The sequence below is a fragment of the Streptomyces sp. NPDC041968 genome, assembly GCF_055589025.1.
This window is the reverse complement of sequence record NZ_JBVJCB010000012.1, coordinates 185,057-197,990: the sequence shown is the minus strand read 5'-3', so window position 1 is coordinate 197,990 and position 12,934 is coordinate 185,057. Positions and strand designations below refer to the sequence as shown.

General features: G+C 74.8%; 9 protein-coding genes. 3 read left to right on the top strand and 6 right to left on the bottom strand.

What is annotated here, in order from left to right; genetic code table 11:
• Nucleotides 1-29 precede the first annotated feature (29 nt).
• From ACZ6EG_RS27630 to ACZ6EG_RS27610, 5 genes are all read right to left on the bottom strand, one after another.
• Nucleotides 30-1,628 (bottom strand): acyl-CoA carboxylase subunit beta, encoded by a 1,599-nt coding sequence (locus tag ACZ6EG_RS27630; protein WP_391971220.1) that lies wholly within the window; start codon nucleotides 1,626-1,628, stop codon nucleotides 30-32.
• Nucleotides 1,625-3,301, bottom strand: coding sequence for an acyclic terpene utilization AtuA family protein (locus ACZ6EG_RS27625; RefSeq protein ID WP_469608454.1), 1,677 nt, complete (start codon nucleotides 3,299-3,301; stop codon nucleotides 1,625-1,627). The genes ACZ6EG_RS27630 and ACZ6EG_RS27625 overlap by 4 nt, the downstream gene beginning before the upstream one ends.
• On the bottom strand, nucleotides 3,298-4,092 hold the full coding sequence (locus ACZ6EG_RS27620) for a TIGR03084 family metal-binding protein (RefSeq protein WP_391971222.1): 795 nt from the start codon (nucleotides 4,090-4,092) through the stop codon (nucleotides 3,298-3,300). The genes ACZ6EG_RS27625 and ACZ6EG_RS27620 overlap by 4 nt, the downstream gene beginning before the upstream one ends.
• A 160-nt stretch (nucleotides 4,093-4,252) precedes the next feature.
• Nucleotides 4,253-4,828 (bottom strand): dihydrofolate reductase family protein, encoded by a 576-nt coding sequence (locus ACZ6EG_RS27615; RefSeq protein ID WP_391971223.1) that lies wholly within the window; start codon nucleotides 4,826-4,828, stop codon nucleotides 4,253-4,255.
• Between the two features lie 327 nt (nucleotides 4,829-5,155).
• On the bottom strand, nucleotides 5,156-5,608 hold the full coding sequence (locus ACZ6EG_RS27610; RefSeq protein ID WP_356608369.1) for an NUDIX hydrolase: 453 nt from the start codon (nucleotides 5,606-5,608) through the stop codon (nucleotides 5,156-5,158).
• Between the two features lie 196 nt (nucleotides 5,609-5,804).
• Here ACZ6EG_RS27610 and ACZ6EG_RS27605 point away from each other — a divergent pair, with 196 nt between their 5' ends.
• The gene (locus tag ACZ6EG_RS27605; protein ID WP_391971224.1) at nucleotides 5,805-6,812 is read left to right on the top strand and encodes an EamA family transporter; all 1,008 of its coding nucleotides are present in this window, start codon (nucleotides 5,805-5,807) and stop codon (nucleotides 6,810-6,812) included.
• A gap of 145 nt (nucleotides 6,813-6,957) precedes the next feature.
• Nucleotides 6,958-8,655: a serine/threonine-protein kinase gene (locus ACZ6EG_RS27600; RefSeq protein ID WP_469608449.1), complete on the top strand. Its 1,698-nt coding sequence runs from the start codon at nucleotides 6,958-6,960 to the stop codon at nucleotides 8,653-8,655.
• A 161-nt stretch (nucleotides 8,656-8,816) separates the two neighbouring features.
• Here the strand turns inward: ACZ6EG_RS27600 and ACZ6EG_RS27595 are convergent, their stop codons facing one another.
• Nucleotides 8,817-11,669, bottom strand: a complete 2,853-nt coding sequence (locus ACZ6EG_RS27595) for an FAD-binding and (Fe-S)-binding domain-containing protein (protein ID WP_469608446.1) — start codon at nucleotides 11,667-11,669, stop codon at nucleotides 8,817-8,819.
• Nucleotides 11,670-11,779: 110 nt separating this feature from the next.
• Between ACZ6EG_RS27595 and serC the strand changes: the two genes are divergently transcribed.
• Nucleotides 11,780-12,898: a phosphoserine transaminase gene (gene serC / locus ACZ6EG_RS27590; protein WP_391971227.1), complete on the top strand. Its 1,119-nt coding sequence runs from the start codon at nucleotides 11,780-11,782 to the stop codon at nucleotides 12,896-12,898.
• Nucleotides 12,899-12,934: the final 36 nt, after the last annotated feature.

The window sequence follows — 12,934 nt, the reverse complement described above, 5'->3', positions numbered from 1 at the left end:
GGTGCTCCTCGCTGGTCACAGTGGTTCCCTCACATCCGGAAGACGCCGAAGCCACCGCGCGCCCCCTGGTAGGGCGCGGTGTGGACGGCCGACAGGCACAGGCCGAGGACGGTGCGGGTGTCGCGCGGGTCGATGACGCCGTCGTCGTAGAGCCGCCCGGACAGGAACATGGGCAGCGACTCGGACTCGATCTGCTGCTCCACCATGGCGCGCAGCGCCGCGTCGCCCTCGTCGTCGTAGGGCTGCCCCTTCGCGGCGGCGGACTGGCGGGCGACGATGGAGAGCACGCCGGCGAGCTGCTGGGGGCCCATGACGGCGGACTTGGCGCTGGGCCAGGCGAAGAGGAAGCGCGGGTCGTAGGCCCGGCCGCACATGCCGTAGTGGCCGGCGCCGTAGGACGCCCCCATCAGGACGGACAGGTGGGGGACGCGGGAGTTGGAGACGGCGTTGATCATCATCGCGCCGTGCTTGATGATGCCGCCCTGCTCGTACTCCCTGCCGACCATGTAGCCGGTGGTGTTGTGCAGGAACAGGAGCGGGACGTCCCGCTGGTTGGCGAGCTGGATGAACTGGGCCGCCTTCTGCGACTCCTCGCTGAAGAGGACCCCCTGGGCGTTGGCGAGGATGCCCACGGGGTAGCCGTGCAGCGCCGCCCAGCCGGTGACCAGGCTCGTCCCGTAGAGCGGCTTGAACTCGTCGAAGTCGGAGGCGTCGACGATCCGGGCGATCACCTCGCGCGGGTCGAAGGGGACCTTGAGGTCGCCGGGGACGATGCCGAGGAGTTCCTCCGGGTCGTACTTCGGCGGCTCGGCGACCGGCGGATCGGGGTGTGCCTTGCGGTGGTTGAGCCGGGCGACGACCCTGCGGGCCCGGCGCAGGGCGTCCGGTTCGTCCACGGCGAAGTAGTCGGCGAGACCGGAGGTGCGCGCGTGCATCTCGGCGCCGCCCAGCGACTCGTCGTCGCTCTCCTCGCCGGTGGCCATCTTGACCAGCGGCGGCCCGCCGAGGAACACCTTCGCCCGCTCCTTGACCATGATCACGTGGTCGGACATGCCCGGGATGTAGGCGCCGCCCGCCGTGGAGTTGCCGAACACGACGGCGACGGTCGGGATGCCGGCCGCCGACAGCCGCGTCAGGTCGCGGAAGATCGCGCCGCCGGGGATGAAGATCTCCTTCTGGGACGGCAGGTCGGCGCCGCCGGACTCGACCAGGCTGACGCAGGGCAGCCGGTTGGCGAGGGCGATGTCGTTGGCGCGCAGGGCCTTCTTCAGCGACCAGGGATTGCTGGCACCGCCGCGCACGGTCGGGTCGTTGGCGGTGATCAGACACTCCACGCCCTCGATGGTGCCGATGCCCGTGACCAGGGAGGCGCCGACGGTGTACTCGCTGCCCCAGGCCGCCAGCGGGGACAGCTCCAGGAAGGGCGTGTCGGGGTCGAGGAGCAGCTCGATGCGCTCGCGGGCGAGGAGCTTGCCCCGCCCCCGGTGCCGGGCGACGTACTTCTCGCCGCCGCCCGCGAGGGCCTTGGCGTGCTCGGCGTCCAACTCGGCGAGCTTGCCCAGCATCGCCTCGCGGTGGGCCCGGTGGTCCGGGGCGGCCGGGTCCAGGGCCGAGGGCAGGACCGTCACAGGAGTACCTCCGGGATGTCCAGGTGGCGGGCGCGCAGCCATTCGCCGAGCGCCTTGGCCTGCGGGTCGAAGCGGGCCTGGGCGGCGACTCCCTCGCCGAGGATGCCCTCGACGACGAAGTTGAGGGCGCGCAGGGCGGGCAGCGCGTGCCGGGTGACGGGCAGGTCGCGGGCCTCGGGGATCAGCTCCCGGAACCGGTCGGCGGTCAGCTCGTGCGCGAGCCAGCGCCAGGCCTCGTCGGTCCGGACCCACACGCCGACGTTGGCGTTGCCGCCCTTGTCGCCGCTGCGGGCCCCGGCGACGAGCCCGAGGGCGGCCCGGCGTACGGGCCCCGGCGGAAGCGGCTCGGGCAGGGGCGGTTCCGGTACGGCGTCCAGGGCGGCGGTCTCCCGGGGCGGCGCCACCTCGGCCCGGCGCCCGTCGTGGAGGACGGCCACCTGACCGACGGCGCCCTGCGGGACGCGGTCCTCCTCGAAGACCCCGTAGGGCGCCCCCTTGCCGGGCGGCGCGAGCACGTGGAAGCCGGGGTAGCTGGCGAGGGCCAGCTCGACGGCGGCGCCGCTCAGCGCCCGCCCCACGGCCCGCTGGTCCGCGTCGCGGACGACGAGCCTGAGCAGGGCGCTCGCCGTCTCCTCGGTCGGGGCGTCGGGCCGGTCGGTGCGCACGAGGTCCCAGCGGACGTCGGCGACCTTGCCCAGGGCGGGTGCCATCTGCTCCCGCACCAGCGCGGCCTTGGCCTCGACACCGAGGCCGGTGAGCACGAAGGCGACCTCGTTGCGGAAGCCGCCGAGGCGGCTCAGGCCGACCTTGAGCGTGGGCGGCGGGGCCTCGCCGCGCACCCCGTCGATCCGAACCCGGTCCGGTCCGTCCTGGGTGAGCCGTACGGTGTCCAGCCGGGCGGTGACGTCGGGTCCCGCGTACCGGGCGCCACCCGTCTCGTAGAGCAGCTGGGCGGTGACCGTGCCGACGTCGACGAAGCCGCCGGTGCCGGGGTGCTTGGTGATGACCGAGGTGCCGTCGGCGTGCAGTTCGGCGAGGGGGAAGCCGGGGCGCCGGAGGTCCCCGGCGCGTTCCTCGAAGAACGCGTAGTTGCCGCCGGTCGCCTGCGCCCCGCACTCCAGGACGTGTCCGGCGACGACCGCGCCCGCCAGCCGGTCGTAATCCGTGGGCGCCCAGCCGAAGTGCGCGGCGGCGGGGCCGGTGACCAGGGCGGCGTCGGTGACCCGTCCGGTGACGACCACGTCGGCGCCCTCGCTCAGGCACCGGGCGATGCCGAAGCCGCCGAGGTAGGCGTGGGCGGTGAGGCTGCCCGGGTGGGCGGTGGTGCGGTCGTCGCCCTCGACGTGCGCGACCCGCACGGGGAGGCCGAGCCGGCCGGCCAGCGTGCGGACGGCGTCGGCGAGTCCGGCCGGGTTGAGTCCGCCGGCGTTCGCGACGATCCTGACGCCCCGCTCGTGGGCGAGGCCGAGGCACTCCTCCAGTTGCCGCAGGAAGGTGCGCGCGTACCCGGCGGCCGGGTCCTTCAGCCGGTCGCGGCCGAGGATCAGCATGGTCAGCTCGGCGAGGTAGTCACCGGTCAGGACGTCCAGCGGACCGTCGGTGAGCATCTCCCGCATGGCGTCGAAACGGTCGCCGTAGAAGCCCGAGGCGTTGCCGACGCGGAGCACGCTCACCGGCCGGCCCCCTTCGGCGGCCTGCCCGCTCCGGGCGGCCCCGCGAAGGCCTGGGCGATGTCCAGCCAGCGGTCGGCGTCCGGGCCCTCGGCCCGCAGGGCGAGGTCGGCGCGGTGGGCGCGCTGGGTCGCGAGGAGGCAGAAGTCGAGGGCGGGGCCGGTGACCCGCTGGCGGGCGTCCTCGGGGCCGTACGTCCACAGGTCGCCGCCGGGGCCGGTGAGTTCGACGCGGAACGGCTCGGCGGGCGGGGTGCGGCCGTGGGCCGCGTGGGCGAAGTCCCGGGCGCGGACGCCGATGCGGGCGATGTGCCGCAGCCGGTCGGTGGGCGGCCGGGTGACACCGAGGGCGTCGGCGATGTCGAGGCCGTGGGCCCAGGTCTCCATCAGACGGGCGGTGGCCATGGAGGCGGCGGCCATGGGCGGGCCGTACCAGGGGAAGCGGGCGCCGGGGGGCGCCTCGCGCAGCGCCCCGTCGAGGGCGGCACGCCCTTCCCGCCAGCCGGCCAGCAGCTCGGCGGGGGCCTGCCGGGCGCCTTCGTCGGCGCCGTCGTCGACGTACCGGTCGGGCGCGGCGAGGGCCTGCTCGACCAGGTCGGCGAAGCCCTTCTCGTCGGTGACGGCGAGCAGGGCGGCCCGGTCGGTCCAGGCCAGGTGCGCGATCTGGTGGGCGATCGTCCAGCGGGGCGCGGGGGTGGCCAGCCGCCACTCCCCGGGGCTGAGCCGCGCGACCAGCGCGTCGAGTTCCCCGCTCTCCTCGCGCAGGTCGTCGATCACGGGCGTGGGATCGGACACGGACGCTCCCCTCGGGCACGGCGGTGTGCGGCGCGGTGTGGTGAGGAGCATGGCAGTGGGGGTCGGAACAATCAAGCGCGCATGCATGATTTTGTTCGAGGAGGCGTGGGCCCCTCTCGGGCCTCACCCGCCGGGGGGGAACGCCTCCCGTGCCGGGCGCTCAGGACGTCGCTCGGCGCGCCACGCGGTAGCGGAGGTGGACGATCTTCGAGTTGAAGGTGCGCGTCTCGACGAGGTCGAGATCCACCCTGCGTTCGTCCCGGGGGAAGTAGGGGACGCCACCGCCGACCAGCACCGGGTGGACCATGACCCGGTACTCGTCGATCAGGCCCGACGCGGCCGCCTCGGCGGCGAGGGTCGCGCCGCCGATCGCGATCTCGCCCTCGCCCGGCTCGGCCCGCAGCCGCCGGATCTCCTCCGCGACGCTGTCCGTGGCCAGACGGGCGTTGCCTCGCACGGCCGACAGCGTGGTGGAGAACACCACCTTGGGGAGCGGATTCCAGAGCGCGGCCCATTCGAGCCCGTCGTCATCGAGCGACGCGTCCTGCTCGGCGGTCTCCCAGTACAGCATCGTCTCGTACAGCCGCCGCCCCATCAGGTGGACGTCGACCTGCCGGATCTCGTCGATCCAGAAGCGGAAGACGTCCCTGTCGGGTGCCGTCCAGTCGAAGCCGCCGTCCGGCCCGACGATGTAACCGTCGAGCGAGGCGCCCATCGAGTAGGTCACGCTGCGCATCGGAAGTCCTCCTCGGTACGGCTCCGCTCGGTTCCGACCGTACGCCCGCTCCGCCCCGGTCACTTCCCGAACCGGTACTTCAGGTGGGGGCCAGGGGCGTGGGGACCGCCCGGACGGGTTCGAGACCGCGCCGGACGGCGCCCGCCCCCGGGGAGCCGCAGCCCGTCGCCGAGGAGCGCCGGCACCCCGTGCGGTTGGAGTCCGTCGATGAGCCCGGCCCCGGGGTACTGGCGCACCGTGTCCGCGCCGCCCGCGAGGACGAGGATTGGAGCGCGGAAGCTTCGACACCACCGGCCCGACGATCCTCGACACCACCGGCCCGGCGATTCAGGGCGCCGTCTCGCCCCGCACCAGCGGGCGGCACACCGGCTGGACGTCCTCGGGGAGGTCGTCCGGGCGGCACCAGCGGGCCTCCAGGATCTCGAACGGGTCGATCCGCAGGTCACCGCCGACCAGCCGGGCCTCGTAGGCCACCTCCAGGCGGGTGCGCAGGCCGCTGTTGAGCATGACCAGGCGGCCCACCTCGACGTCGAGGTTCGTCTCCTCCCTGACCTCGCGCACCACGGTGTGCCGGAAGTCCTCGCCCTTGCGCGCGAAGCCGCTCGGCAGGCCCCACTGGCGGCCCGGCGGCCACATCCGGTGCTTCAGCAGCAGGACCCGCCCCTCGTCGTCGCGCACGACGCCGGTGACACCGACCACGTACTTCGTGTGCAGCAGCCACATCACGCGGCTCTGCACCGGGCGCAGCAGGCGCCACAGGCGGGCGAGGAGTCGTCTCACGCGGTGGACGCTACCCGGTCGGCGCGCGGGCCCGACCGGTGAACCCCGTCCCAGCCGGTGGAAGTGCGTTGACAGTCCCGTTCCCCGCCCGCGACAGTTGCATGGCAGGTATACGCGCCTGACCGAGTCCACTACTGTGGACCGTGCCGTACAGCACGATGAACGAAACCGATCCGCAGACCGTCCCGGAGCCCTCGTGAGTACCCCCAGCGCCACCCCCGGCACCCCCGCCCCGGCCGCCTCCATGGCGGGCCCCGAGGCAGCGGGAGCCGCCGGCCAGGCGTCCGCCGCCGGTCCCGCGTCCGCGCCGGGCGGCGCCCCGGCCGACGGCGGCCGGTTCGGTGCCCTCGGCCCCGTCGGGCTCGTCCTCGCCGGCGGCCTGTCCGTGCAGTTCGGCGCCGCGCTGGCGGTGAGCCTGATGCCGCGGGCCGGGGCGCTGGGCGTGGTGACGCTGCGGCTGGTCGTGGCCGCCGTCGTACTGCTCCTGATCTGCCGGCCGCGGCTGCGCGGGCACTCGCGGGCCGACTGGGGCACGGTCGTCGTCTTCGGCATCGCCATGGCCGGGATGAACGGCCTCTTCTACCAGGCCGTCGACCGCATCCCCCTCGGCCCGGCCGTCACCCTGGAGGTGCTCGGCCCGCTCGCGCTCTCGGTCTTCGCCTCCCGTCGCGCGGTGAACCTGGTCTGGGCCGCGCTCGCCCTGGCCGGCGTCTTCCTGCTCAGCGGCGGCGGCTTCGACAGCCTCGACCCGGCCGGTGCCGCCTTCGCGCTCGGGGCGGGCGTCATGTGGGCGGCGTACATCGTGTTCAGCGCGCGCACCGGGCGGCGCTTCCCGCAGGCCGACGGGCTGGCCCTCGCGATGGCGGTCGGGGCGGTGCTGTTCCTTCCGCTGGGCATCGCCGAGTCCGGCGCCGAGCTGATCGACCCGGTGACGCTGGCGCTGGGCGCCGGGGTCGCCCTGCTCTCCTCCGTGCTGCCGTACACCCTCGAACTCCTCGCCCTGCGCCGGCTGCCCGCGCCGACCTTCGCGATCCTCATGAGCCTGGAGCCCGCCATCGCCGCGGCGGCCGGCTTCCTCATCCTCGACCAGGCCCTGACCGCGACCCAGTCCGCCGCCATCGCGCTGGTCATCGTGGCCAGCATGGGAGCGGTGCGGACCCAGGTGGGGCGCGGGCGGGCCAAGGCGCTCCCGGATCTGCCGTAGGCCGCGGGGTCCCTCCCGTCCGGAGCCCGGTCCCGCCCCGGAGTCCGGGCCCGAAGCCCGGCCCTCCCCTGCGGGGCGGTCCGCCACCCGCAGCACATAAGCTGCGGTGCTGGTCAGCTCATCGGGATCACGGGGGAGGGAACCGGTGAACCACACGGCCGAGGTCTTCCAGGCGTTGCGGGACGACGATCCACGCTCGGTGGCCGGTTACCGCCTCGCGGCCAGGCTCGGGGCGGGCGGCATGGGCCGGGTGTACCTGTCGTACACCCGGGGCGGACGACCGGTGGCCCTCAAGGTCGTCCGGTCCGAACTGGCCGACGACCCGGCGTTCCGGCGGCGCTTCGGCCGGGAGATCAAGTCGGCCCGCAGGGTGAAGGGCGCCTACACCGCCGAGCTGATCGACGCCGACGCGGACGGCACACCCCCCTGGCTGGCCACGCTGTACGTGCCGGGGCCCGCCCTGTCGGACGTCGTCGCCCGGAGCGGACCGCTGCCGGTGCCGGCGGTGCTGTGGCTGATGGCGGGGGTGGCCGAGGCGCTGCAGGCCATCCACGGTGCGGGGATCGTGCACCGGGACCTCAAGCCGTCCAACGTCCTGCTGGCCTCCGACGGCCCCCGTGTCATCGACTTCGGCATCGCGGTCGCCGCCGACAGCACCGCGCACACCGCGACGGGCGCCACCATCGGCACCCCTCAGTACATGGCCCCCGAGCAGGCGGCCGGGGGAGACGTCACGGCGGCGACCGACGTCTTCGCGCTCGGGCAGACGGCCGCGTTCGCCGCCCTGGGCCGGCCGCTCTACGGCGACGGCCCCGGGGTCAGCGTCCTGTACCGGATCGTGCACTCCGAACCCGACCTGTCCGGGCTGCCCGAACCGCTGCGCCCGCTGATCGCCCGCTGCCTCGCCGCCGCCCCCGGAGAACGGGCCACCCCGGCGGAGGTCGTCGAGCGGTGCCGGCAGGAGTTGGGGCGGGATGCCGAGGCGGGTGCCGGTCCGGCGGTCTGGCGGGAGGTGGCCGGCCCCGAGGTGTCGGTACCGCCGCCGCCCACGGCACCGTCCCCGGCCCCCGTTCCGGCCGCGGCGCACCCGGTCCCGGCCACGGCCCGCACACGTCCCTGGACGGCTCCGCAGCCGTGGGCCGCTCCGCACGGGCCGTCCGTGCCGCGCCCGCAGGCCGGCCCCGAGGGCCGGCGCTCCCGCCGCGGGCGCGCCGCGCTGGCCGGGGCCTCCGCCCTGGCCGCGGCCGGGCTGCTGATCGCGGCGGCGTGGACGGTGCGGGACGCGTTCGACGTCGACGGCGACCGGGGCCGTGACGGGGACACGGCCGCCTCCGCCTCCGCATCCGCCTCCGTGACGCCCGGACCGGTGGCGGAAGGGGCGAAGGCCTCCGGAGCCGCGGTGCCCGGGTCGGCGCCGACCGGCGGGTCCACGCCGTCCGACCGGACCCCCGCCGGGGAGGCCGGGGCGCCGCGTGCCCACGCCTACTACCCCCCGATGCTGACCGGCGAGAACTCCCTGAGCATCCGCACCGGAAAGGAACGCGGGGACCGCGAGGGTGACATCCGCTTCGACTGCACCGAGACGGGCTGCGAACTGGAGAGCGACACCAGTGTGCTCAGCCAGCTGTACGGCGATCCGGGCGCCACGTACGAGACGTGCCGCCGGCGGACCGCCGAGGACGACGGCCGCCGCCTCCCGCTGGCCACGGCGGCGGCCGGGTCCGAGATCTGCGTCAGGCACCCCGACGGCGACATCGCACTGCTGGTCATCCAGACCAAGTCGACCGCGATCCCGGACATCGGCTTCGTCACCGCGGATCTGACGATCTGGCGGGCGCACTGATCACCCGGGCCAGGCCCGTGCCCGAACTCACCGGCGGCAGCTCGGGGTGAGGCTCGGTCAGACGGGCGATGCGCTGCGGGTGGCCGAGCGCCGGGGACGGAGGCTGCACACGCTCAACTGAGCGCACACAGAGCACCCGGAGCGGATCTGCACCCCGCCCATCAGGACCCCTCCAACCCCTCCGCCAGTGCCTCCGCCAGGTGCCGTGCCCGCGCTCCCGCCAGCTGTTCCAGCTGGGTCCGGCACGAGTAGCCGTCGGCCAGGAGCAACGACCCCTGCGGTGCCTCGCGCAGCGCCGGGAGGAGCTGGTCCTCGGCGCAGGCGACCGAGACCTCGTAGTGGCCGGCCTCGAAACCGAAGTTGCCCGCGAGTCCGCAGCAGCCGCCGCTCAGCTCGCCGCTCAGGCCGGCCGCCTCGCGCAGGCGGCGGTCGGCCGCGTCACCCAGGACCGCGTGCTGGTGACAGTGGGTCTGGCCGACCGCCGGGACGTCCAGGGCGGGCGGGGCCCATTCGGGGGCGTGGCGTTCCAGGGCCTCCGCGAAGGTCACCACGCGGGCGGCGAGGCGGGCCGCGCGGGGGTCGTCGTGGAGCAGCTCGGGCAGGTCCGTGCGGAGGGCCGCGGCGCAGCTCGGCTCCAGGACGACGACCGGCGCGGAGGTCTCCAGCACCGGCGCCATCAGGTCCAGCGTGCGGCGCAGCACCGCGCGGGCGCGGTCCAGCTGGCCCGTGGACACGTACGTCAGGCCGCAGCAGACCCGGCCCCTGCGGGCGGTGAGCAGGGCGGTCGCCGCCCGCGTGCGGCCGTCCGCGAGGGCGCCTCCCGCGAGGGTCGGCGGCAGCGCCACCCGCAGTCCCGCCGCCTCCAGCACCCGCACCGCCGCCCGGCCCACCGACGGCGAGAGGTGCTCGGTGAAGGTGTCGGGCCACAGGACCACCAGGTCGCCGCCGCCCGTCGAGGCGGGCCGCCCCCGCCACCACCGGCTGAACGTCTCCCCCGCCAGCCGCGGCACGTCCCGCTCCCCCGCGATCCCGCCCAGCCGCTTCGCCACCGCCGCGAGCGGCCCCACGGCGGACAGCGCGTTGACGACCGGCGCCAGTCGCGCGTGGGACGCCCAGCGCAGCCACATCGGCAGCCACCCCAGCGCGTAGTGGGCGGCCGGGCGGCGGCGCCCGGCGTAGTGGTGGTGCAGGAACTCCGCCTTGTACGTGGCCATGTCGACCTCGACGGGGCAGTCGGAGCGGCAGCCCTTGCAGGACAGGCAGAGGTCGAGGGCGTCCCGGACCTCCGTCGACCGCCAGCCGTCGGTGACCAGCTCGCCGGCGAGCATCTCGTGCAGCAGGCGGGCACGACCGCGCGTCGAGTGCTCCTCCTCGCCGGTGGCCCGGAAGGACGGGCACATCACCGAGGACCCCGCCGACGACGTCGTACGGCACTTGGCCACCCCGACGCAGCGGCGCACGGCGGCCGAGAAGTCGCCGCCGTCGGCGGGATAGCCGAAGGCCACGTCCACCGGTTCGCGGGTCAGGACGGAGAAGCGGAGGTTTCCGTCCAGCGGCGCCGGGCGGACCAGCATCCCGGGGTTGAGGAGGTCGTCCGGGTCCCAGACGGCCTTCGCCCGCTCGAAGAGGGCCACCGTCTCCTCGCCGTACATCCTCGGCAGCAGTTCCGCCCGCGCCTGCCCGTCCCCGTGCTCTCCGGAGAGGGAGCCGCCGTGTGCCACGACGACGTCCGCCAGCTCCTCCGAGAAGCGGCGGAAACGGGCGACTCCGGCCGTCGTCAGCAGGTCGAAGTCGATGCGCACGTGGATGCAGCCGTCCCCGAAGTGCCCGTACGGCGTGCCCCGCAGGCCGTGAGCGGTCAACAGGCCCCGGAAGTCCCGCAGATAGGCGCCGAGCCGGGCCGGCGGCACCGCGCAGTCCTCCCAGCCGGGCCACGCCTCCGAGCCCCCGGGCATCCGGGTCGCCCTGCCGCTCGCGTCCTCCCGGACCCGCCACAGGGCCCGCTGCCCGGCCGGGTCGGCCACCACCAGGGCGTCCACGACGTCCGCCGCCCGCACGACCGCCTCCGCCCGCGCCCGCGCCTCGGCCTCCGTGTCGCCGCCGGTCTCGACGAACAGCCACGCCCCGCCCCGCGGCAGCCCCCGCGTCGACGGCACGAGGTCCACCGCCATGCCCTCCACCGTCAGCGGCCCGAGCGGCAGCAGCCCCGCCGCCGCCTCCGCCGCCCCGGCCTCGTCCGCGTAGCCCAGCACCGCCAGCGCACGCGCCCGCGGCGCCTCCACCAACCGCACCACCGCCTCCGTCAGCACGCCCAGCGTGCCCTCCGAGCCGCAGAAGGAGCGGGCCACGTCCGCGCCCCGCTCCGGCAGCAGCGCGTCCAGCGCGTAACCGGAGATCCGGCGGGGGAGGTCCGGGAAACCGGTGCGCAGCCGCGCCAGTTCGCCGTCGACCAGCTCCCGCAGGCCCTGCGGCGCCCCGGCCCAGCCCTGCCCGAGCCGCAGCGACCGGCCCCGCGCGGTGAGCACCGTCAGCTCGTCCACGCTGTCGGCCGTGGTGCCCCAGGCCACCGAGTGGGAGCCGCACGAGTTGTTGCCGATCATCCCGCCGAGCGTGCACCGGCTGTGCGTGGACGGGTCGGGGCCGAAACGCAGGCCGTGCGGGGCCACGGCCTCCTGGAGGCGGTCTAGGACCAGACCCGGCTGGACGACGGCCGTGCGCGCCGCGGGGTCGAGCGAGACCAGCCGGTTCATGTGCCGGGTGAAGTCCAGCACGACCCCGGTGCCCGTCGCCTGCCCCGCGATCGACGTGCCCCCGCCACGCGCCACGACCGGCACCGCGTGCTCCCGGCACACCGCCAGCACCGCCGCCACGTCGTCGGCGTCCCTCGGCGCCACCACGCCGAGCGGGACCCTGCGGTAGTTGGACGCGTCCATCGTCGTCAGGGCGCGCGAGGTGACGTCGAAGGCGACCTCGCCCCGGACGGCTCCGCGCAGTGCTGCCTCCAGATCGGTCATGCGTCCAGGATGGGCCGTCGTAGCTCCGTACAGGTCCGCAAGGCGGAGATCTCGTCTCATCGGACGGACATGTCGCCGTCCGGTTTCGCCGAGGAGATACCCTCCGGCACGTGGCTGAGATCCAGATTCCTGCTGACATCAAGCCCGCGGACGGTCGATTCGGCGCGGGTCCCTCCAAGGTGCGGGTGGAGGCGCTGGACGCCCTGGCCGCCACCGGTACGTCCCTCCTCGGCACCTCCCACCGCCAGGCCCCGGTCAAGAACCTGGTCGGCAAGGTCCGTGAGGGCATCCGCGAGCTGTTCCAGCTCCCCGACGGCTACGAGGTGATCCTCGGCAACGGCGGCTCCACCGCGTTCTGGGACGTCGCGACCCACGGCCTGATCGAGAACAAGTCGCAGCACCTGAGCTTCGGCGAGTTCTCCTCCAAGTTCGCCAAGGCGGCCAAGCTCGCCCCGTGGCTGGCCGAGCCGACGGTCGTCGCCTCCGACCCGGGCACGCACCCCGAGGCGCGCGCCGAGGCCGGCGTGGACGTCTACGCCTTCACGCACAACGAGACCTCGACCGGCGTCGCCATGCCGATCAAGCGCGTCGCCGGTGCCGACGAGGGCTCCCTCGTGCTGGTCGACGCCACCTCCGGCGCCGGCGGCCTGCCCGTGGACATCGCCGAGACCGACGTCTACTACTTCGCCCCGCAGAAGTCGTTCGCCTCGGACGGCGGCCTGTGGATCGGCGTCTTCTCCCCCGCCGCGATCGAGCGCGCCGAGCGGATCCACGCGAGCGGCCGGCACGTCCCGGAGTTCTTCTCGCTGCCGACCGCGATCGACAACTCGCGCAAGAACCAGACGTACAACACCCCGGCGCTCGCCACGCTGTTCCTGCTGGGCGAGCAGCTGGAGTGGATGAACGGCCAGGGCGGCCTGGACTTCACCGTCCGCCGCACGGCGACCTCCGCGCGCACGCTGTACGGCTGGGCGGAGGACGTGAAGTTCGCGAACCCGTTCGTCACCGACCCGGCCAAGCGCTCGCAGGTCATCGGCACGATCGACTTCACGGACGAGGTCGACGCCGCCGCCGTCGCCAAGGTGCTGCGCGCCAACGGCATCGTCGACACCGAGCCGTACCGCAAGCTCGGCCGCAACCAGCTGCGGGTGGCGATGTTCCCGGCGATCGACCCCGCGGACGTCGAGGCGCTCACCAAGTGCGTCGACTACGTGATCGAGAAGCTGTAGCGGTCGCCCGCGCAGGACGACGAGGGGCGCCCGGCG

Coding starts and splice junctions, on each gene's coding strand:
- ACZ6EG_RS27595 (WP_469608446.1), bottom strand. CDS start 11,669: ATGACCGATCTGGAGGCAGCACTGCGCGGAGCCGTCCGGGGCGAGGTC.
- ACZ6EG_RS27615 (WP_391971223.1), bottom strand. CDS start 4,828: ATGCGCAGCGTGACCTACTCGATGGGCGCCTCGCTCGACGGTTACATC.